The 20,824-nt window shown below is 74.1% G+C and carries 17 protein-coding genes; 9 read left to right on the forward strand and 8 right to left on the reverse strand.

Annotation, left to right across the window (positions count from 1 at the left end):
• The first annotated feature begins 45 nt into the window (after nt 1-45).
• From J4557_RS14835 to J4557_RS14845, 3 genes are all read left to right on the forward strand, one after another.
• Complete coding sequence (locus tag J4557_RS14835) at nt 46-3,456, forward strand: ATP-dependent helicase (RefSeq protein ID WP_208267084.1); 3,411 nt, start codon at nt 46-48, stop codon at nt 3,454-3,456.
• A 106-nt stretch (nt 3,457-3,562) separates the two neighbouring features.
• Nucleotides 3,563-4,342: a class I SAM-dependent methyltransferase gene (locus J4557_RS14840; protein ID WP_208267085.1), complete on the forward strand. Its 780-nt coding sequence runs from the start codon at nt 3,563-3,565 to the stop codon at nt 4,340-4,342.
• A gap of 73 nt (nt 4,343-4,415) precedes the next feature.
• Nucleotides 4,416-4,721 carry a hypothetical protein gene (locus J4557_RS14845; protein ID WP_190852739.1) on the forward strand — a complete coding sequence of 102 codons (306 nt, stop codon included), beginning with the start codon at nt 4,416-4,418 and terminating at the stop codon, nt 4,719-4,721.
• Nucleotides 4,722-4,830: 109 nt separating this feature from the next.
• Here the strand turns inward: J4557_RS14845 and J4557_RS14850 are convergent, their stop codons facing one another.
• Nucleotides 4,831-6,435 (reverse strand): AMP-binding protein, encoded by a 1,605-nt coding sequence (locus tag J4557_RS14850; protein ID WP_307799800.1) that lies wholly within the window; start codon nt 6,433-6,435, stop codon nt 4,831-4,833.
• Nucleotides 6,436-6,867: 432 nt separating this feature from the next.
• Here J4557_RS14850 and J4557_RS14855 point away from each other — a divergent pair, with 432 nt between their 5' ends.
• Entirely contained in the window at nt 6,868-7,581 is a 714-nt protein-coding gene (locus J4557_RS14855) for a DinB family protein (protein WP_243775733.1), read from the forward strand.
• On the opposite strand, the gene J4557_RS14860 is transcribed toward J4557_RS14855, so the two are convergent.
• The 5 genes from J4557_RS14860 to J4557_RS14880 are packed head-to-tail and all read right to left on the reverse strand — an operon-like array spanning nt 7,562 to nt 13,482.
• A complete protein-coding gene (locus J4557_RS14860; protein ID WP_208267086.1) occupies nt 7,562-8,047 on the reverse strand; it encodes a hypothetical protein in 486 nt (161 codons plus the stop codon). The two genes, J4557_RS14855 and J4557_RS14860, sit on opposite strands and share 20 nt — an antisense overlap.
• Nucleotides 8,048-8,058: 11 nt before the next feature.
• Entirely contained in the window at nt 8,059-9,132 is a 1,074-nt protein-coding gene (locus J4557_RS14865; RefSeq protein ID WP_208267087.1) for a type III PLP-dependent enzyme domain-containing protein, read from the reverse strand.
• Complete coding sequence (locus J4557_RS14870) at nt 9,129-10,721, reverse strand: IucA/IucC family protein (RefSeq protein ID WP_208267088.1); 1,593 nt, start codon at nt 10,719-10,721, stop codon at nt 9,129-9,131. The genes J4557_RS14865 and J4557_RS14870 overlap by 4 nt, the downstream gene beginning before the upstream one ends.
• Complete coding sequence (locus J4557_RS14875; RefSeq protein ID WP_307799801.1) at nt 10,712-12,319, reverse strand: IucA/IucC family protein; 1,608 nt, start codon at nt 12,317-12,319, stop codon at nt 10,712-10,714. The genes J4557_RS14870 and J4557_RS14875 overlap by 10 nt, the downstream gene beginning before the upstream one ends.
• Nucleotides 12,316-13,482 (reverse strand): ATP-grasp domain-containing protein, encoded by a 1,167-nt coding sequence (locus J4557_RS14880; RefSeq protein WP_307799802.1) that lies wholly within the window; start codon nt 13,480-13,482, stop codon nt 12,316-12,318. The genes J4557_RS14875 and J4557_RS14880 overlap by 4 nt, the downstream gene beginning before the upstream one ends.
• Before the next feature lie 139 nt (nt 13,483-13,621).
• Here J4557_RS14880 and J4557_RS14885 point away from each other — a divergent pair, with 139 nt between their 5' ends.
• Entirely contained in the window at nt 13,622-14,230 is a 609-nt protein-coding gene (locus J4557_RS14885; RefSeq protein ID WP_208267090.1) for an HD domain-containing protein, read from the forward strand.
• Between the two features lie 39 nt (nt 14,231-14,269).
• On the opposite strand, the gene J4557_RS14890 is transcribed toward J4557_RS14885, so the two are convergent.
• Nucleotides 14,270-14,587, reverse strand: coding sequence for a DUF4031 domain-containing protein (locus J4557_RS14890; protein WP_208267091.1), 318 nt, complete (start codon nt 14,585-14,587; stop codon nt 14,270-14,272).
• A 74-nt stretch (nt 14,588-14,661) separates the two neighbouring features.
• Here J4557_RS14890 and J4557_RS14895 point away from each other — a divergent pair, with 74 nt between their 5' ends.
• Complete coding sequence (locus J4557_RS14895; protein ID WP_243775734.1) at nt 14,662-16,059, forward strand: dipeptidase; 1,398 nt, start codon at nt 14,662-14,664, stop codon at nt 16,057-16,059.
• Between the two features lie 76 nt (nt 16,060-16,135).
• Nucleotides 16,136-17,053, forward strand: coding sequence for an NAD(+) diphosphatase (nudC, locus tag J4557_RS14900; RefSeq protein WP_208267093.1), 918 nt, complete (start codon nt 16,136-16,138; stop codon nt 17,051-17,053).
• A 154-nt stretch (nt 17,054-17,207) separates the two neighbouring features.
• On the opposite strand, the gene J4557_RS14905 is transcribed toward nudC, so the two are convergent.
• Nucleotides 17,208-17,492: a mycoredoxin gene (locus J4557_RS14905; protein WP_208267094.1), complete on the reverse strand. Its 285-nt coding sequence runs from the start codon at nt 17,490-17,492 to the stop codon at nt 17,208-17,210.
• A 172-nt stretch (nt 17,493-17,664) separates the two neighbouring features.
• On the opposite strand from J4557_RS14905, the gene J4557_RS14910 reads away from it, so the two are divergent.
• Both J4557_RS14910 and tesB read left to right on the forward strand, forming a co-directional pair.
• Nucleotides 17,665-19,731: an ATP-dependent DNA helicase UvrD2 gene (locus tag J4557_RS14910; RefSeq protein WP_208267095.1), complete on the forward strand. Its 2,067-nt coding sequence runs from the start codon at nt 17,665-17,667 to the stop codon at nt 19,729-19,731.
• 109 nt (nt 19,732-19,840) lie between these two features.
• Entirely contained in the window at nt 19,841-20,716 is an 876-nt protein-coding gene (gene tesB / locus J4557_RS14915; RefSeq protein ID WP_208267096.1) for an acyl-CoA thioesterase II, read from the forward strand.
• The last annotated feature ends 108 nt before the right edge of the window (nt 20,717-20,824 follow it).

Genomic DNA, 20,824 nt, shown 5'->3' on the forward strand with positions numbered 1-20,824 from the left:
CGGGAGGCCGTCCCCCCATGCGACGACGAGCTCGGGGGGAGCGAGGTGATCACGCCGGGAGAGCTGGCCCGGCTGCTGGAGATCCCGGAGCCGACCGAGGAGCAGGCCCGGGTGATCGAGGCCCCCATGGCGCCGATGGCGGTGATCGCGGGCGCCGGGTCCGGCAAGAGCGAGACGATGGCCGCGCGGGTGGTGTGGCTGGTCGCGAACGGGTTCGTCCGGCCCGAGCGCGTCCTCGGCCTGACCTTCACCCGCAAGGCCGCCGCCGAGCTCGGCGTGCGCGTTCGCAAGCGGCTCGACAAGCTGCGCGAGGTGCTGCCGGGCGACGAGCTGGAGCGGCTCGGCGGCGAGGCGCTGTTCGACGGCGAGCCGATGGTGTCGACGTACCACTCGTACGCCGCCCGGCTGTTCGGCGACCACGCGCTGCGCGAGGCCCTCGAACCGACGATGCGGCTGATCTCCCCGGCGGTCGCGTGGCAGATCTGCTCCCGGGTCGTCGACGCCTACGACGGCCCGATGGACCGCATCGAATGGCAGCCCGACACCGTCACCAAGGCCGTGATGGAGCTGTCCGGCGACCTCGCCGAGCACCTGCGCACCGCCGACGACGTCCGGAAGGTCGGGGCGTGGCTGGACGAGCGGTTCGCGGCGCTGCGCAAGCCGCTGAAGGCGCAGCGCGACATCCTCGCCCGGCAGGCCGTCCGCGAGCAGCTGATGCCGCTGATCGAGAAGTACGGGCGGGCGAAGGCCGACCGGGAGGTCATCGACCACGGCGACCAGATGGCGCTCGCCGCGCGGATCGCCTACAAGCACCCCGAGGTCGGGATGATCGAGCGGTCCCGGTTCTCCGTGGTGCTGCTCGACGAGTACCAGGACACCAGCCAGGCGCAGCTCGTCCTGCTGAAGTCGCTGTTCGCGGGCGGGCACCCGGTGACGGCCGTCGGCGACCCGTGCCAGTCGATCTACGGGTGGCGCGGCGCGAGCGCCGGGAACCTGCTGCGCTTCGCCCACGACTTCCCCGCCCAGCCCGGTGCGGGGGACCGGCGGCCGGTGCCGGCGCCGGTGGTGCAGCTCAGCCGGTCGTTCCGCAACGGCGAGCAGATCCTGGAGGCCGCCGCCAGGATCCAGGAGGAGCTGCGCGCGGAGACGAAGGCGGTGCCGCGGCTCGTCCCCGGCGCCGGGCGCGAGGGGCGCGGCCGCGTCGAGTGCGCGCTGTTCGCCACCGTCGAGGACGAGGCCGACCGGATCGCCGGGCGCATCGCCGGGCTCATGGCGGGGGACCCGGCGGTCGCGCCGGACGGCGGCGCGCAGGCCGAGCCGCTCCGGTACTCCGACGTCGCCGTCCTCGCCCGGAAGCGGTCGCAGTTCCCGCTGATCCGCCGCGCGCTGGAGGCCCGCGGCATCCCCGTCGAGGTCGTCGGGCTCGGCGGGCTGCTGACCGTCCCCGAGGTGCAGGACGTCGTCGCGACCCTCCGCGTCATGCACGACCCGACCGCGGGCGCGTCGCTGGCCCGGCTGCTCACGGGCCCGCGCTGGCGCCTCGGCCCCCGCGACCTCGTCGCGCTCGGACGCCGCGCGCGGGCGCTGGCGCAGGAGGCCGCCCGCGACGTCACCCCGCCCGAGCGCGGCGGGGACGACCCGCCCTCCGACGGCGACCCGGACGGTCGGGCCGCCCCGGACGGTCGGGCCGCCCCGGACGGCGCGGCGGAGCCGGACGCGGCGGACGACCCGCTCCGGCAGCTCGTCAGCGAGCTGAACCAGGAGACCGGAAGCCTCGTCGACGCGCTCGACGACCTCGGCGCGCCCGAGGCGTACTCGCCCGAGGGGTACGGGCGGCTGCGGCGGCTGCGCGACGAGCTGCGGGGGCTGCGGAGCCAGGTCGGGCTGCCGCTGCCCGACCTGGTCAACGAGGTCGAGCGCGCCCTCGGCCTGGACATCGAGGTCGCCGCCCGGTCCGGCCTCGACCCCGTCACCGCCCGCGCCGACCTCGACGCGTTCATCGACGCCGCCGCCACCTTCGCGGGCGACGCCGAGGACCCGACGCTCGGCGCGTTCCTCGCCTACCTGAAGGCCGCCGAGAGCGAGGAGTTCGGGCTGGAGGCGGGCCGCGTCGGCGAGACCGACAGCGTCAAGCTGCTGACCGTCCACGCGTCCAAGGGCCTGGAATGGCCGGTCGTCGTCGTGCCGGGCCTGTCGTACGTGCCGCAGAAGAACGGCGGCCCCGCGAAGGGCTCGATCTTCCCGTCGCCGCCGCAGAACGCGACCCGCTGGACCGCGAACCCGCGCGTCCTGCCGTTCATGCTGCGCGGCGACCGCGCCGACCTGCCGCCGCTGAACGGCCTGGAGAAGGACGACCTCGCCGCGTTCGACCAGGCGTGCTCCGAACGCGACCTGCGCGAGGAGCGGCGCCTCGCGTACGTCGCCGTGACGCGCGCGTCCGGCCTGCTCATCACCACCGGGTACTGGTGGGGGTCGTCGGGGCGCCCGCTCGGCCCGTCGCCGTTCCTGGAGGAGGTCCGCGCGGTCTGCCTGGCCGGCGCCGGGACGGTCGCCGTCTGGGCCGACCCGCCCGAGGAGGGCGAGACGAACCCGCTGCTCGCCGACCCCGAGGAGGCGCAGTGGCCGGTCCCGCCCGGCGAGCGCGGCAGGACCGACGCGTCCGCCCGCGAACGCTACGAGGCCGTCGTCGAGGCCGCCCGCATGGTCGAGGACGCCACGGCCGGACGGAACCGGCTGTGGGCCGGCGACGAGGGACTGTCCGACGCCGACCGCGGCCGCATGACCGCCTGGGCGCGCGACGTCGAACTCCTCCTCGCCGAGCGCGACCGGGGCCGCGGCGGCGACGGCCTCCTCGTCGAGCTGCCCGCGCACCTGTCGGTGTCGTCGCTGGTCTCGCTCGCCCGCGACCCCGCGGCGCTGGCCCGGCAGATCCGCCGCCCGATGCCGCGCCCGCCCGCGCCCTACGCGCGGCGCGGCACCGCGTTCCACGCCTGGCTGGAGGGCCGCTGGGGGCAGCAGCGCCTCCTCGACCCGGACGAGCTGCCCGGCGCCGCCGACGAGGGCGCCGCCGACGACTCCCACCTGCTCCGCCTTCAGGAGCGGTTCGAGGAGTCGGAGTGGGCGGCCCGCGAACCCCTCGACATCGAGGTCCCGTTCGAGACCGTCATCGGCGACCGGCTGGTCCGCGGCCGGATGGACGCGGTGTTCCGGCGGCGCGGCGGCGGCTACGAGGTCGTCGACTGGAAGACCGGCCGCCCGCCGTCCGGCGACGACGCCCGCTTCGCCGCCGTGCAGCTCGCCGCGTACCGGCTCGCGTGGGCGGAGCTCGCGGGCGTGGAGGTCGGCCAGGTCAGCGCCGCGTTCCACTACGTCGCCGCGAACACCACCGTCCGGCCGGCGGATCTGCTGGACGCCGCCGGCCTCGCCGCCCTCCTCGACTCCGTCCCCGCCGCCTGACCGCCGGACGGCGCGTGCTTACCGTCCGTCAGTGAAAGGTGTCACTGCCCCTGTTCACCGAACCGCGTTTCAGAGATGATCCGGGGAACGCATCCAGGGAGGCGACGTGACGGTGTTCCATGACGAGAAGGTCGTACGGGAGTTCTCCAAGCAGGCGGCCGGGTTCGCGGACCCGCGGCTGAACGCCGCGTTCACCCGGCATCTCGACGACCTCGTCCGGTTCATGGACCCGGAGCTCGACCTGGACGACAACGTCCTGGAGGTCGCGGCCGGCACCGCCCTGGTGTCCCGGGCGATCGCGCACCGCGTGCGGCACGTCACCGCCCTCGACCTCACCCCGGCGATGCTCGCCGAGGGCAAGCGGGAGGCCGACCGGCAGGGCGTCACCAACGTCACCTTCACCCGCGGCGACGCCGCCGCGCTGCCCTACCTCGACCGGACGTTCACCCTCGTCGTGACGCGCTTCTCCCTGCACCAGGCCGCCGACCCGGAGGCCGTCGTGAAGGAGATGGCCCGGGTCAGCCGGCCCGGCGCCGCGCTGATCATCGCCGACCTCGTCCGCCCGGAGGGCCTGGCCGGCGACCCGGACCGGATCGAGCGGCTCCGCGACCCGTCGCACGGCACCGTGCTCACCGCGGAGCGGATCGCGGACCTCGTCACCGCGGCGGGCGCCGAGGTGAAGCGGACGCGGTCGGTCGACGTCGTCCGCCCGCTGGAGCCGTGGCTGGAGCTGTCGCGGACGCCCGCGGACGCCGCCGAGCGGATCCGCCGCGAGCTGGAGGACGAGCTCTCCGGCGGTCCGGCCACCGGCATGCGGCCGAGCCGCGAGGACGGCGAGCTGCACTTCACGCACACCTACCTGTTCCACCACGCCAGCGCCGGTTGATTCGACCGTTTCGCCGGAATGTTTTCGAGCGAATGTTCGACGTGCCTCGCTCATGTGTTCTATCTTGTCGACCATGGGTTCCAGCACCGCGCGTTCCCTCGACCGCGAGCCGGCCGCGCTGGCGATGCGCATCGGGGTCGTGGCCGCCGAGGCCGCGCTCGCGACGTTCGCCCGCAACCTCGACCTCGACGACCTGGAGGACGGCATCGACTTCCAGGGCGCCATCGGCCCCGCCGAGTGGCCGGTGTTCTCGCTGGTCATCGACACCCTCGCGGAGGCGGGCCCGGGCGACCGCCGCACCCTCGACGAGCGCCGCGCCGACGCCCTCAACGACCTCGCCCGCATCTGCATGGCCGCCAAGAACCGCGGCGCCGCCTGAGACGGCCCTCTCGCGCACGGGGTGGTGACGGGGCGCGTCCGGGGCCCGCGGCCTTGGCTCCGGGCGCCGCCCTCCGTCGGTGGACGACGCCGTCAGGGGGACGACGCCGTCAGTCGGCCAGCGCCTTCGACCTGACCTTGCCGGTGCTGGTGCGGGGCAGCTCGTCGACGAAGCGGATCTCCCGCGGCACCTTGTAGCGCGCGAGGTGCTCCTTCACGTGGGCCTTCAGGTCGTCCTCGGTGACCTGGGAGTCCTCCCTGCGCACCACGTAGGCGGCGAGGCGCTGGCCGAACCTCTCGTCCTCGACGCCCTTCACCGTCACCTCGGCGACCGCGGGGTGCCGGCCGAGCAGGTCCTCCACCTCGCCGGGGAACACGTTCTCACCGCCCGAGACGATCATGTCGTCGGCGCGGCCGTCGATGAACAGCCGTCCCTCGGCGTCGAGGTGGCCGAGGTCGCCGGTGCCGGTCAGCCCGTCCCGGACCCTCTTGCCGCCGCCTCCGGTGTATCCGGCGAACCGCAGGCCGCCGCCGGTGTAGACCTCGCCGGTCCCGCCCGCCGGGACCTCGTTCCCGTCCTCGTCCAGGATCCTGATCGTGAGCCGGAACGACGGCCTGCCGACCGTTCCGGGCGCCGCCCGCAGGTCCTCGGGCGTCGCGATCGTCGCCCAGCCCGTCTCCGTGGCCCCGTACACGTTGACCAGGACGTCGCCGAACTCGTCCATGAACGCCTCGGACAGGTGCGGGTGCAGCGCCGACCCGCCGCACACGACGGTGCGCAGGGTCGGCGTCCGGCGCCCCTCGCGCCGCGCGGCGTCCAGGATCCTCTGCAGCATCACCGGCACCGCGACGAGCGCCTCCGCCTCGCAGTCGGTGATCGCCGCCAGCATCTCGCCCGGGTCGAACCGGCGGAACAGGATGAGCGGCATCCCCAGGCCGAGCCCCACCGACGTGTACGCGAAACCGAGGATGTGGAAGAGCGGCGGCGCCACCACGATGGGCGCGCCCGACCGCACGGGGACGCGCATCACGTGGCTGAGCGCGGCGGGCAGCAGCGACGTCAGCGACAGGTCGTGGCGCGCGCCCTTCGGCGTCCCGGTGGTGCCGGAGGTCATCACGATCACGTTGCTGGGCCGGTCCGGGTTGAGCGGCTCGGCCTCCGTCGCCGCCACCAGCGCGTCGATCGACTCGCCGCCGCCGTCGCCTTCGTCGGTCCACGCGAGCACGCGGGCGCCCGCGAAGCCCGACTCGTCGACGGCCGCGCCGAACTCCTCGTCGTGGACGAGCAGCGAGACGCCCTCCCGCTCGGCGACCTGCCCCAGCTGCGCCGCGGAGAAGTCGGTGTTCAGCAGCACCACGTCGTTGCCGAGCCGCGACGCCGCCAGGACCGCCTCGACGAACCCGCGGTGGTTGCGGCACAGCACGCCGACCTTCCCGTCGCCGGCCCGGTCCCGCAGCGCGGTCGCGAGCGCGGCGGCCCGCTCCTCCAGCTCGGCGTACGTCAGCGCGCCCCGCTCGTCGATCAGCGCGGTCCGGCCGGGGAACCGCAGCGCCGCCATCGCGCCGACCGTCGCCGGGACGGGCCCGAACCGCAGGTACGGGAGCAGCAGCCGCGCCGCCCGGTCGGGCCGCACCGGATGCATGATCCCGGTGTCCCGCACCGCCCGTGTCGCCCGTACGCCCAGACTCGCGGCCGACCGCACCCGCTCAAGCACCGCAATCTCCTCACATCGCCCAGCACATACGTTGCCGTGACGAGGAGTTTGTAACGCACCCCGCCCCGCCGCCGCCCTCCGGCAAGGCGGTCGCGGTGTCGGACCCGGCCCGTAGGGTGCGGCCATGCTGTCCGTCTTCCTCGCGTGCGAGGACCCGTACGCCACCGCGGATTTCTTCACCGGGAGCCTCGGCTGGCTCCCGGTCTTCGCCACGCCGCGCGACTCCGCGGACCGCCTCGCGTGCGTGTCGCTCGGCGACGCGCAGGTCATGCTCGGCACCGACGAGGAGGAGTTCCTGCCCGCGGCGTCCCGCGAGCATCGGGGCGCCGGGGTGACCGTCTACGTCAACCTGCCCGGCGGGGTGGACATCGCGGCCGTCCACGCCCGGCACGCCGCCGCGGGTGTGGTCACGGCCCCGCTCACCACCCGCGAATGGGGGAGCGCGCCTTCGACGCCCGCATCGCCGGGTACCGCTTCCTCATCGCGCAGGACGGTACGGTCGGCGGCATGTCATCTACCGTCACCGCCGACGACGTCGAGTCGGCCGTCCGGCTGGCCGTGCACGTGCTGGAGAAGGCCCCCGAGGGGGCGTGGGACGACAGGGCGGGCACGCTGGAGTGGACGTGCTGGGAGACCGTCGAGCACCTGAGCGACGACCTGTTCGCGTACGCGGCGCAGCTCGGCGCGCGGCCGAAGGAACGGGAGGTGCCGTTCCTGTGGGAGGCGCGGCGCCCGGGCGGCCCCGCGAACGTCACGTACGCGAACCGCGACGCCGGGCCCGGCGGGCTCCTGGAGATGCTGGCGGCGTGCGGCGCGATGCTGGCGGCGCTGGTCCGGACGACGCCGTCCGACGTCCGCGCGCACCACGCGTTCGGGGCGTCCGATCCCGAGGGGTTCGCGGCGATGGGGATCGTGGAGACGCTCGTCCACACCCATGACCTCGCGCAGGGCCTCGGGCTCGCGTGGGACCCGCCCGCCGACCTGTGCGCCAAGGTGCTGGCGCGGCTGTTCCCGGACGCCCCGCGCGACACCGCCCCGTGGCCCACCCTCCTCTGGGCGACGGGGCGCGGCGACCTCCCCGGCCGCGAGCGCGTCACGGCATGGCGCTGGAGCGGCGCGCCGCGCGTCAGCGGCGGAGGATCTTGAAGTCCTCGATGACGAGGAGCCGCTCGATCGTGCTGTCCTCGTACCAGCGCTCGTAGCCGACGAAGTCTCCGCAGCCGCCGCTCCTGACGGTGCCGTCCTCGCCGACGTACGGGTGGTCCGCGCGGGCGCCGAGCCATTCGAGCAGCGGGTCCACGCGGTCGTAGTAGTCGGGGTGGAGTTCCTGGCGGGCGGTCAGGGCCCAGCCGCCGTTCTCACGGGCTTCCAGGGCGGCGAAGAGGGCACCGCCGATCTTCCATCCCGCGCCGCGCTGGGCGAGCTGGGGCTCCGGGGCCTCCACGATCGTCCGTTCGCCGTCGTCGTCCACGACGACCTCGGAGAAGTCGATCGGGATCGTCAGTTCCGGGGGCTGCGGGCCCAGGCCGAGATGCCAGCGGAGCTCGGCCTCCTCGGCGTCGGGGAGGTCGCGGAGGTTGATCGCCAGGAAGAAGTCGTAGATGTCGGCCACGGACGGTGACCTTAGCGGAGGTAGTGGAACGCGGGTTCGGGATGCATGAGGAAGTCGTGGTGGGAGATGTTCCAGGCGTAGGCGCCGGCCATGGCGAAGGCGATGACGTCGCCGGGGCCGAGCGGCGGGACGGGGACGTCGCGGGCGAAGACGTCCTTCGGCGTGCAGAGCTGCCCGACGAGGGTCGCCGGTGATTCCGGGCCGTCCGCGGTGAGGACGGTGAACGGCTGGTCGTGGCCTTTCGTGACCGGTGTCCTGAGGTGGTGGGTGCCGCCGCGGAGAATGACGTAGGTCTCGCCGCGCGTCGTCTTCACGTCGAGGACGTCGGTGACGTACCAGCCGTGGTAGGCGGTCATGGACCGGCCGGGTTCGACGCGGAGGCGGGCGGGAATGCCGGCCAGCCCCGCGCCGTAGGCGGGCCAGTCGAAGCGCGTCCCGGGCGAGGTGTAGTCGACGGCCATTCCGCCGCCGAAGTTCAGTTCCGGGTCGTCGACGCCGTGGTCCTTCAGCCACGGAAGAGCCCATTCGGCTATCCGGTGTGCCAGGTCGAGCATGGCGGAGGCGTCCAGGCCAGAGGCCAGGTGGGCGTGGACGCCGCGGAGGGCGAGGTGGGGGAGATCGGCCATTCGCGCGGCGCAGGCGTCGAGGGCGTCCTCGTCCATTCCGAACGGGCCGCTCATGGTGAGGGCGGCGTCCGGGGCGTGGAAGGGGAGATTGGCCCGGAGAAGGACGTCGGCGGGGCTGCGCAGGCGGTCGAGTTCCCGCGGGCTCTCGACATGGACGCGGTCGACTCCTGCGGCGAGGGCCAGTTCCTCGTCGGTCTTGCCGGGGCCGCCGAAGGCGAGGCGAACGCCCGGGAGGGTTTCGCGGACGTGGGTCAGTTCGCCGCCTGAGGAGACCTCGATCCCGTCCACGTGCGGTGCGATGGTGCGGAGGATCTCGGCGTCCGGATTGGCTTTGGCGGCATAGAAGAGTTCGGTGCGGCCGAGAGCGCCGCGAATGGTCGCCACGTGCCCTTTCAGGCCCGGCAGGTCGTAGACGTAGGCGGGGAGGCGGTCGAGGCCGCGGACGGCGTCGAGGTTCACAGCGGACGGGGCGCGGAGAGCGGGTTGGGGGCGGGGACGTAGGCGGCGCTCCGGTCGGCGGAACGCGACCAGCGGGTGCGCAGGTTCGCCTTCGCGGGAAGCGGGACGCCGGCGAGGAGCGCCCTGACCTGCGGATGGTGGTCGAGGGACGCGAGATGGGTCCGGGCCGCCTCCCAGAGGTCGGGTTCGAGCGCGGGATGCAGGTCGGCGACGGCGGCCGCCGTTTCGGTGAGGTGGTTGACGAGGAGGCAGTAGACGACGCGGTTCCAGCCGTGCGCGGGGGCGTAGGTGAGGCCCTCGGCGACGCGGGCGGGCAGGTGGGACAGGTCCCAGCGGCCGGCGGTGAGCTTGGTGCCTTCGAGGTCGCGGAACGCGGCGTGGACCGGCATGCCGTCCGCGTCGACGCAGATGAGGACGTTCTGCAGGTGCGGTTCGAGGACGACGCCGTGGTCGAGGAAGGCGCGGAGCACCGGGGGCGCCACCTGCGCGACATAGGCGTTCCACCACGCGAGGGCGCCGCCGGCGGTCGACAGGGCGGGCAGGTCGTCCAGGAGGGTGGTGTAGGGGTCGGCCAGGGCGCCCGCCAGGAGCGGCGTGCCGGGGAGGTGCCTCACCCCTTGGCGGACGATGACGCCGAGGCCCTCGTAGAGGCGGCGGTCGGCGAGGGCGACGCTGCGGTAGGCGGGCTCGGCGAGGAGCGTCGCGCCCAGGGAGGCGAACACCGGCGGCAGCAGCTCGTTCAGCGCCACCGCGCCGGACAGCTCGTACCAGGCGTTCTTGCGGACGCAGTTGGTGATGCGCACGTCCAGGCTGAACTTGCAGAACAGGTCCGCGTCCGGCAGGTACACCGTGCGGACCGACGACGTGGGCACGGCCTCGGCGCCGGCCGGCCCGAGGTCGCGGACGAGCCCCCGCGCCAGCGCGTCGCGCAGCAGCGGGTCGCCGGTGAGCAGCGAGAACTGCCAGGGATGGACGGGAAGCGTCCGGAAGCCGGGGACGGACGGTCCGCCGAGGCCCGCGAAAGCCCGCGGGTCGCCCTCCTCCGCGACGAGGTCGTCCCGGACGGCGAGCCAGTGCGGGCGGAACCGGGCCCTGGTCTCCGGCGCGTACCGGAGCCACTCGGCGGGGGAGCCCTGCCGGGACTTCGGCGACGGGTGGAAGCGGTGCCCGGCGACGAGCGACTGCTCGGACTCGAGGTACCGGTCGTCCTGCGGTTCGCGGCGCGCGGCGATCATGGCGGCGAGCGCGCCGTGGCTGTCGCCGACCTGCGTGAGGAACTCGGGGTTCGGCTGGCCCGTCGCCAGTTCGAGCTCGCCGGCCACCAGGTCGGCGAGGCGGTCCCAGGACGCGGGGATCCACGCGTCGCCGCGCCGCTCCTCGTACGGCGGCGCCAGCCGGTAGGTGGGGCCGGCCGGCGGCCGGGCGAGCCCGGTGCGCAGCACGACGCCGGCGCGCGGCAGCCGGGCGACGAGGTGCCCGCCGTCCGGCCACACCTGCTGCTCGGGCCCGCAGACCTCGCGGATCAGGCAGTTGAGCAGCGCGGTGGAGGTGGCGTCGTCGGCCGTCAGGGCCCGTTCGGTCAGAAGCACGTCGCATCCCGTAGGTAGTTCGGCCCGGGCGGGCCGTAGTGCTTGTTGATGTCGGCGGCGCCGGTCCTGGCCTTGTCGACGAGGGTCCCGGCGGTGACCATGGCCTTGCCCGGCAGCGCGTCCGCGTCGAGCGTGCGGGAGCGCAGGAACGCGTCCCCCGGGCCGAGCGCGGCGGCGAGCCGGTCGCGGATCAGGGCGCGGCCGGTGCGCCAGGGGAGCAGGCCCCGCTCGGCGAGCCCGAGGGCGGGAGCCGCGGCGCACAGGTGCAGGGTGATCGTGACGAACACGCGGGCGAGCGCGTCGGGGTCGGCGGTCACCATGCGCCGGTCGACGAGGTCGCGGGGGTCGGCGCCGGGGGACGGGCCGAGGCGCTCGCGGAGCCGCGCGGGGTCGATGAGGGCGCCGTCGTTGTCCTTGACGAGCAGGCGCGGCGGCGTGCCGTCCATGACCGGGCCGCCGTCCAGGACGAGCGCGACGTTCTGCTGGTGGGCCTCCAGGGCGATCCCGTAGCGGAACAGCGTGACGTTCCACGCGAACAGCGCGGCCAGGTAGGCGTCGAAGAGCGGCTCGACGTCCCAGCGCTCTATGACGTGGCCCTTGTCCGGGGCCTCCGCCAACAGGGCGGCGATCGGGACGACGTGCGCGCGCGCCGTTTCCGCTGGGAAGCGCCGTACGAGATACGCGAGGAGCGGGTTGTCGGCGTGCCCGTAGGTCTGCTCATCGGCGAGCAGGACGGGAAGGTGCGGCTCCCTGGCCAGGACGAGCCGCAGGACGCGCTCCACCAGCGCACCGTCCGGCAGCGTGCCGGGGACGATCGTGCGGCGGTTGCGCAGGCCGAGCGTGCTCGTCGGCAGAGGGACCTTCACATGCTCCAGCGGCGCCGCCGCGACGGTCCGCATCGACAGGGTCGGCGCCACCTGCAGGTACGGTTCCGGGGCCATCGTCGCGGCCGGCTGGTCCCGCACCAGCCGGACGGCCAGCGGGTGGACGGGGAACAGCGCGTCCGCGGACCGCAGCCCCACGTCGGCCGGTGCGGGCCACCAGACGGGACGCTCGCCCGCCAGGGTCGCGCCCCGGACGGACGCCCAGCGCAACGGGAACGACGGCGCGAACTCGGGGGCGTAACGGCTCAGGTCCGACTGGCTCAGCCCGGCACGGCCGCGGCCCGTCGGATGGACCGGATGGTCGTTGTAGGCGGCGAGGCTCTCGTAGAACGTCCCGGGGCCCGTCCTCAGCTCGTCCGGTGTCCGCGCCAGGCGCCGGTGGACGGCGGGACGCGCGTCGTTGTGGAGCTTCACCGTCGCGAGGGCGTCCAGGCACTCGCGTTCGAACGCGTCGGTGTCGTCGCGGGGATCGGCCAGGTGCCGCACCGCCGCGAAGACGTCCCGTAAGGCGAGGTTCTGCGACGGGTCCACGCGCAGCTCGGAGAGGAAGGCCGGGTCGGCGTCCACCAGCCGGACGGGGCGTCCCGGCAGCGCGAGCGTCCGGCCGTCGACGCGGCGCCGCAGTCCCGCGTAGTCCTCGCGGAGCAGGGCGTCCAGGACCCGGGCCGCGAGCGGACCCTCCACATCCGAACCGGCCACGTCCGAACCGGTCACGCGATGGTCCAGTCGTGGGCGGAGCGGAAACGCGCCAGCGCGGCCTCCACCTCGTCTCGCGCCGGACCGATCGCGCGGACCGTCCCCAGGTAGTCGCGGTTCGTGCGGGTGAGCGCGACCGGGTCGCCCACGGCGCGCTGCGGGCGGTACGCCAGCCGCACGGCCCCGTCGTCGAACTCCATGGGGCCGGGGGCGGCGCGCAGGACCCCGGCGCGGTTCGCGATGACGGCCTCCGCGACGGCGTGCCCCCGCGCGGACGGGACGTCGCCCCCCACCGCCGACGGGACGTCCGGGCCCAGCGGCTCCCCGAGGTGGACGCCCAGGATCCGCTCGAACAGCGGGACCCCGAGCAGGTCCGCCAGCAGGAAGTCGCAGTGGTCGCCGATGAGCCGGTAGTTCACCTCGATGATGCGGGCGCGGCCCTCGTGGACGACGAACTCGGTGTGGCACGCGCCGAACCCGACGCCGAGCGCGTCGAGCTGCGCGAGGATCTGCGGCGTCTCCGGAGGCGGCGGCGCCCACTCCAGGCGCTCCTCCACGAAGAACGGCGGCGGCGACACGGTCGTCCGGTACGAGCCGAGGACCCGCATCTCCCGGCCGTCCCCGAGCGTCTCCAGCGTGTGCAGCCGGCCCGGCAGGTACTCCTCGGCCACCAGCGGGCCGTCCCGGCGCGCCGCGACCTCGCCGCGCCGCGCCTCCAGCTCGCGGGCGTCGCGGACGAGGAAGACGTCCTCGCTGGCGACGCCCTCGCGCGGCTTCAGGACGAGCGGGTACGGCGCGTCCGGCGGCACGTCGAAGGCGTCCGCCGAGAAGACGGGGTCCAGCGCGGCGAGGTGGCGGCGCGTCAGCGCCTTGTCCTTCGCCCGCGTCGCGGCCCGCCAGTCCTTTCCGGGGAGCCCGAAGTACGCGGCGGCGAGCGCGGCCGGCGCCTGCAGGAAGTCGCTGTTGGAGAAGATCCCGGCGGGCTCGTCTCCGACCCGGGCGATGATGTGCCGGAAGTCGGAGACATCGCACTCGACGACCCGGCCGGCGACGTCCGCGTGGGCGGCGGGACGGTCGGTCAGCAGGACGACGTCCAGCCCGAGGCGCGCGGCGGCGGGCAGGAACCCGTGCGTCACCGAGTCGGTCGCCTTGCCGGCGACCACGTAGAGGGAGGCGGCCACGGTCGGCCTTTCCAGTGAGTCGGTGAGGTAAGCCTTGCCTAACTCGCAACCGTCACCATAGTGGCCGCGCCGGGGGCCGCAGGCAAGAACGATGGCATCGCGTGTCCCGCCGCGTCCGGCGATCCGGGAGGATGAGCGCATGGATCTCGTCGAGCGCTGGACCGCGCTGGCCGGCCCCCACACCCGGCACATCGGGACCGAGCTGGACAAGCGGTACGGCGAGCCGCATCGCAAGTACCACACCCGCGAGCACCTCACCGCCGTCCTCGACCTGGTGGACGAGCTCGCCGGCGACGCCGCGGACCCCGGCGCCGTCCGGCTCGCCGCCTGGTTCCACGACGCCGTCTACGACCCCGAGCGCGCCGACAACGAGGAGCGCAGCGCCCGCCTCGCCGCCCGCATGCTCGCCGACACCGACCTGCCCGCGGCGACGGTCGACGAGGTCGTCCGGCTCGTCGTGCTGACCGTCACCCACGCGCCCGAGCCCGGCGACCGCAACGGCCAGGTGCTCTGCGACGCCGACCTCGCCGTCCTCGGCGCCGACCCCGACCGGTACGCCGCCTACGCCGCCGCCGTCCGCGAGGAGTACGGCTTCGTCCCCGAGGACCTCTTCCGCGCCGGGCGCGCCGAAGTGCTCAACAGCCTTCTCGCCCTCCCGCACCTGTTCCACACCGCCACGGCCCGCGAACGCTACGAGCAGCGCGCGCGCCGCAACATCGAGACCGAGCTGATGCTCCTCAGCGCCTGACCGATCAGCACCTGCCGATCAGCACCTGCCGATCAGCACCTACCGGTCGGCGCCACCGATCAGCGCCTGACCGACGCCCGAACCCGCCGCGGGCCGCCGCCGGACCGCCTTCCTGCGCCGCAACCCCGCACGGGTCAGACGCAGGAGCAGCTCCTGGCACCCCACCGCCTCCGCACCCTGCGAGACCGCCGCCTCGTACAGCTCGGACGGCACGTCGTAATGGTCGCGGTCGAACGCCCGCACCGGCATGCCGAGCCCGGCGGCGAACGCGTGCAGCTCCTCGTACGACACGTCGCTCACCATGTGCGACCACACCCGCCCGCGCGCGGGCCACAACGGCGGATCGATGAGGATCAAAGCTCCTCCTGGGGGGCCGACGGAACAGGATCCCTTACAGTGCCTGACAGTACGACATGCGAAGGGGCATGCAGTTGACCGAGCGAGACCAGGAAATCGTCCAGTACATCGAGGCCGGCCGCGACCGGTTCATCGCCGACCTCAAGGAGTGGCTGGCGATACCGTCCGTGTCAGGGGACCCCGCCTACGCCACCGAGGTGCGGCGGTCCGCCGGATGGCTCGCGGACTACCTGCGCGGGCAGGGATTCCCCACCGTGGAGATCTGGGACACCCCCGGCCTGCCGGCCGTGTACGCCGAATGGCCCGCCGCCGACCCGTCCGCCCCGACCGTCCTGGTCTACGGGCACCACGACGTGCAGCCGGTGGAGCCGCTGTCCGAATGGGACACCGCGCCGTTCGAGCCCGTCGAGAAGGACGGGCGGCTCATCGGCCGCGGCGCGTCCGACGACAAGGGCCAGGTGTTCTTCCACACCCTCGGCATCCGCGCCGCGCTCGCCGCGTCCGGCGCCGACGCCCCGCCCGTCACCGTCAAGCTGCTCGTCGAGGGGGAGGAGGAGTCCGGCTCCGTGCACTTCGCCGGGCTGCTGCGCGACCGCCGCGACCGGCTCGGCTGCGACGCGATCGTCATCAGCGACACCACCATGTGGGCCGCGGACGTCCCGTCGATGTGCACCGGCATGCGCGGCCTCACCGAGGCCGAGGTCACCCTCCGCGGCCCGTCCTCGGACCTGCACTCCGGGTCGTTCGGCGGCGCCGTCCCGAACCCGCTGCACGCCATGGCGACGCTGATGGCCGCGCTGCACGACGCCGACGGCCGCGTCACCCTCCCCGGCTTCTACGACGACGTCGTCCCGCTGACCGACGAGGAGCGCGCGCTCTTCGCCAAGCTCCCGTTCGACGAGGCGGAATGGCTGCGCACCGCCGGCGGGAGCCGCGCCGCCTACGGCGAGAAGGGCTACACCACCCTGGAGCGCGTCTGGGCGCGCCCGACCGCCGAGATCAACGGCATGTGGGGCGGTCACACCGGCCCCGGCGGCAAGACGATCGTCCCCCGCGAGGCGCACGCCAAGATCTCCTTCCGGCTCGTCGCCGTCCAGGACCCCGCCAAGGTACAGCAGGCGTTCCGGGACTGGGTCGCCGCCAACACCCCCTACGGCGTCGAGGCCGAGGTGCACGTCCCCGGCGGCGGCGTCCGGCCCTGCTTCTCCCCGATCGACTCGCCCGGCGTCACGGCCGCCCGCCGCGCCATGGAGCGCGCGTTCGGCCGCGAGGTCCTGTTCACCCGCGAGGGCGGCAGCGGCCCCGAGGCCGACCTCGCCGACGTCCTCGACGCGCCGCTGATCTTCGTCGCGGTCGGGCTCGACGACGACCGGATCCACGCGCCGAACGAGAAGGTCGAGGTCTCCCTGCTGCTCAAGGGCGCCGAGACCGCCGCCTACCTGTGGGAAGAACTCGCCGCCGCGCTCCGCTGAACCTGGAGGCAGGTCCGGCGGAGACAGGCCCGACGGAGACAGGCCCGGCAGAGATGGGCCAGGGAGAAGGAGCCCGATGACGGTGACCGAAGGACCGCTCGAGTGGCTGGCGCTCGCGCGCGGCACGCTCGACCGGGTCGCGCTGAAGCGGCGCGACGACGCGTGGCTCGCCGCCGCGTGGGCCGACCCGGCGACGCGGGTCCTGGTCGTCCAGGACGGGCGGACGCTCGTCACCCACCGGCCCGAGCCGGCGCTCGTGTTCGTCGCGCCCGCGCAGGCCCCGGACGGCGACCGGTGGCTGCTCGGCGTCGACGAGGCCGGCACCGCCTACTTCGGCGTGCCCGGCGAGCTGCCCGCGGTCGACGGCGCCGAGCCGGCCGGGCTGCGCCGCGTCGGCGCGCTGCTCCCCGACCGCGACTCCGGCCTGCTCACGCACGCCGTCGCGCTGGAGCACTGGCACCGCACCCACCGGTTCTGCCCCCGCTGCGGCACGGAGACCCGCGTCACGTCCGCCGGGCACGTCCGGGCCTGCCCCGTGGACGGCTCCCAGCACTTCCCCCGCGTCGACCCCGCCGTGATCATGCTGGTCACCGACGCCGACGACCGGATCCTGCTGGCCCGCGGCCCGCAGTGGCCCGCCGACCGCCGCTCGATCCTCGCCGGGTTCGTCGAGCCCGGCGAGTCGCTGGAGCAGGCCGTCGCGCGGGAGGTGGAGGAGGAGGTCGGCCTCGCCGTGCAGGACGTCCGCTACCTCGGCAGCCAGCCGTGGCCGCTGCCGCAGAGCCTGATGCTCGGCTTCACCGCCACGGCCGACGGCACCCTCCCGCTGCGCCCCGACCCCGAGGAGATCCTCGACGCCGGCTGGTACACCCGCGACGAGCTGCGCGCCGCGATCGAGGCGAAGGAGATCGTCGCCCCCGGCCCCCTGTCCATCGCCGCCCAGCTCATCATGCGCTGGTACGGCGGCGACCTCCCCCACATGCCCGCGTTCTGACGGACGCGGACGGTAAGTTCAAGTCGCTCCCCGTGCATGCGGGGTTGGTCCACAGACGGTCCCTACCGTCGTCTTGCCCGACGGATGCTCCCGGCGCACGCGGGGATGCGAAAGGCCCGCCGACCGAGCGGTCGGCGGGCCTTCTCGTTCGGCGCTAGCCTGCGAGCTCCGCCAGACGACGCTTGACTTCCTTCGCGCTCGGATTGGTCGCGGAGGAGCCGTCGGGGAACAGGATTGTCGGGACGGTCTGGTTGCCGCCGTTGACGCTCATCACGAACTCGGCGGCCTTCGGGTCGCGCTCGATGTCGATCTCGACCATCTCGATGCCGTCGCGGGCCAGCTGGCTCTTCAGCCGCCGGCAGAACCCGCACCAGGTCGTCGTGTACATGGTGAGCTGGCCGGTCGGGCCCTCGACCCGGTCGGTCGTCGGCGTCGCCATCGGTACGTCGTCTCCCTCGTTCGTTCGGACGATCTGTGCACTCGCCTCCCGAAGAACACTAGATACCCGTCCGGCATTCCGCGAGCGGCGGCGCGCCCGCCGGGGCACGGCCGGCCGTCCACAATTCGTGTGGCGGGCGGATACGGTCGAGGCGGGCTGGGAGTATGGGGGAATGTTGGCTGAGTCGGTGCTGGAGGGACTCGACCCCGAACAGCGGGCGGTCGCGGAGGCGGTGCAGGGTCCGGTGTGCGTCCTCGCGGGCGCCGGGACGGGCAAGACCCGCGCCATCACGCACCGGATCGCGTACGCGACGCTCACCGGGGTGGTGACGCCGCAGCGGGTGCTCGCGGTGACGTTCACCACCCGCGCCGCCGGCGAGCTGCGCAGCCGGCTGCGGCAGCTCGGCGCGCCCGGCGTGCAGGCCCGCACGTTCCACGCGGCGGCGCTGCGCCAGCTCAGCTACTTCTGGCCGCGGGTCATCGGCGGCGACCCACCCAAGATCATCGACTCGAAGATCGGGCTGGTCGCGGACGCGGCGCGCGCGTGCGGGCTGTCGCTCGGCCGCACCGAGCTGCGCGACGTCGCCGGCGAGATCGAGTGGGCGAAGGTCACCCAGAACCGCCCCGAGGACTACCCGGCCGCGGTCGTGCGGGCGGGGCGCAGGCCGTCCACCGAGGTGGTGGACGTGGCGCGCGTCTACGCGATGTACGAGCAGCTGCGGCGCGAGCGCAACCTGCTCGACTTCGAGGGGATGCTGGAGCTGACCGCCGCCGTCCTCACCGAGCACCGCGAGGTCGCCAACCAGGTCCGCGAGCAGTACCGGTACTTCGTCGTCGACGAGTTCCAGGACGTCAACCCGCTGCAGAAGATGCTGCTGGACACCTGGCTCGGCGGCCGGCACGACCTGTGCGTCGTCGGCGACCCGAACCAGACGATCTACTCCTTCACCGGTGCCAGCCCGTCCTACCTGCTCGGCTTCACCCGCGAGCACCCGGACGCGAAGGTCGTGAAGCTCGTCCGCGACTACCGGTCGACGCCGCAGGTCGTGCGCCTGGCGAACGGGGTGATCGGGCAGGCGAGGGGCGACCGGCACCGGCTGGAGCTGGTCGCGCAGCGCGAGGGCGGCCCGGAGCCGGTGTTCAACGAGTACGACGACGAGGTCGCCGAGGCCGACGACACGGCGCGGCGGGCCCGCAAGCTGATCGACGAGGGCGTCCCGGCCCGCGAGATCGCGATCCTCTTCCGGATCAACGCGCAGTCCGAGACGTACGAGGCGGCGCTCGCGGCGGCCGGCGTCCCTTACGTGCTGCGCGGCGCGGAGCGGTTCTTCGAGCGGCCGGAGGTGCGGGAGGCGGTGGTCCGGCTGCGCGGCGCGGCCCGCGCGGGCGCCGACGCCGAGACCGACGGGACGGGCCTGATCATGACGGTCCGGCACGTGCTGTCCGGGGCGGGGTTCTCCGACAGGCCGCCGGAGGGCGCGGGGGCGGCCCGCGCGAGGTGGGAATCCCTCGCCGCGCTGGCGCAGCTCGCCGAGGACATGGCCGCCGACGACCCGAAGGCGGGCCTGCCGGAGTTCGTCGCCGAGCTGGAGGAGCGCGCCGCGGCGCAGCACGCGCCGCCGCTGGAGGGCGTGACGCTCGCCTCGCTGCACGCCGCCAAGGGCCTGGAGTGGGACGCGGTGTTCCTCGTCGGCCTGGCGGAGGGCACGCTGCCGATCGTCTACGCCAAGACGCCGGAGCAGGTCGAGGAGGAGCGCAGGCTGCTCTACGTCGGGATCACGCGCGCGCGCGTCCACCTGACGCTGTCGTGGGCGCTGGCGCGATCGCCGGGCGGGTCGCAGCTGCGCCGCGCGTCCCGGTTCCTCGACGGCCTGACCGGCAAGACCACCACGCACATGCCCGCCCGCGTCGACCGCGCGAAGCGCCGCGTCACCAAGGGCCCGCAGCCGTGCCGGGTGTGCGGGCGGCCGCTCACCGCCGCCGTCGAGCGCAAGCTCGGCCGCTGCGAGGACTGCCCGTCCGAGCTGAACGAGGAGCTGTTCATCGCGCTGAAGGACTGGCGCGCCGAGGTGTCGGCGGAGCAGCGGATTCCGGCGTACGTGGTGTTCACGGACGCGACGCTTCAGGCGATCGCCGAGCACTGCCCCGAGTCGATGGAGGAGCTCGCCCGCATCCCCGGCGTCGGCAAGGTCAAGCTCGACCGCTACGGCGAGGCCGTCCTGAACCTCTGCGGCGTCTGACCGTTCCCGCGCCCGGCGGCGTCTCGGGTGCTCGGGGAGCGGCGCGCTCGGAGGGGTGACCTGGGGGTGAGACGCCGCTCACAGGGGTGTATAGGGAAGACTGGCGGCCGTGAGCGATTCCCTGAAGGCACTGCTGGACCTGCTGGATCTCGAGCAGATCGAGAACGACATCTTCCGCGGCCGCAGCCCCGAGGAGCGCCGGCAGCGTGTCTTCGGCGGGCAGGTGGCGGGGCAGGCACTGGTCGCCGCCGGACGGACCGTTCCGGTGAACCGGCCGGTGCACTCGCTGCACGCCTACTTCATCCGGCCCGGCGACCCGCTCGTCCCGATCGTCTACACCGTCGACCGGGTCCGCGACGGCCGGTCCTTCACGACCCGCCGCGTCAGCGCCATCCAGCACGGCAAGGCGATCTTCACGCTGTCGGCGTCGTTCCAGATCGTCGAGGACGGCCCGGCGCACCACGCGCCGATGCCGGACGCCCCCGACCCGGAGACGCTGCCGGACTCGCTGGCCCGGTTGACCCCGCTGTTCGGTGAGGCGGGCGCGCGCGCCTTCGTCGACAGGCGGCCGTTCGACGTGCGGCACGCGACGCCGCTGACCTGGGAGGCGGCCAAGGACCCGGCGCTCGCCTCGCCGGAGTCGGTGGTGTGGCTGAAGGTGATCGGGGACCTGCCCGACGACCCGCTGCTGCACGTCTGCCTGATGACCTACGCCTCGGACATGACGCTGCTCGACACCGTCCTGCTCAACCACGGGCTGGCCTGGGGCGACCAGCGGACGATGGGCGCCAGCCTGGACCACGCGATGTGGTTCCACCGGCCGTTCCGCGCCGACGACTGGCTGCTGTACTACCAGGACACCCCGTTCGCCGGGGGCGCGCGGGGCTTGGCCCGCGGCCAGGTGTTCACCCGCTCCGGGGAGCTGGTGGTGTCGGTGATGCAGGAGGGACTCATCCGCGTGTCCGACTCCGGACGCGAGGGATGACGGGACGCGGCGCGCCCCGTATGCGATGATCGTCTTGTAAGGCGCTCCCGGGAGTTTCGACGCCGCGCGAGCGGCGCCGGTTCCGGGGAACGAGGGTGAAGTCACCCA

Source organism: Actinomadura nitritigenes (assembly GCF_017573545.1).
In the GTDB taxonomy this organism is placed as follows: domain Bacteria; phylum Actinomycetota; class Actinomycetes; order Streptosporangiales; family Streptosporangiaceae; genus Spirillospora; species Spirillospora nitritigenes.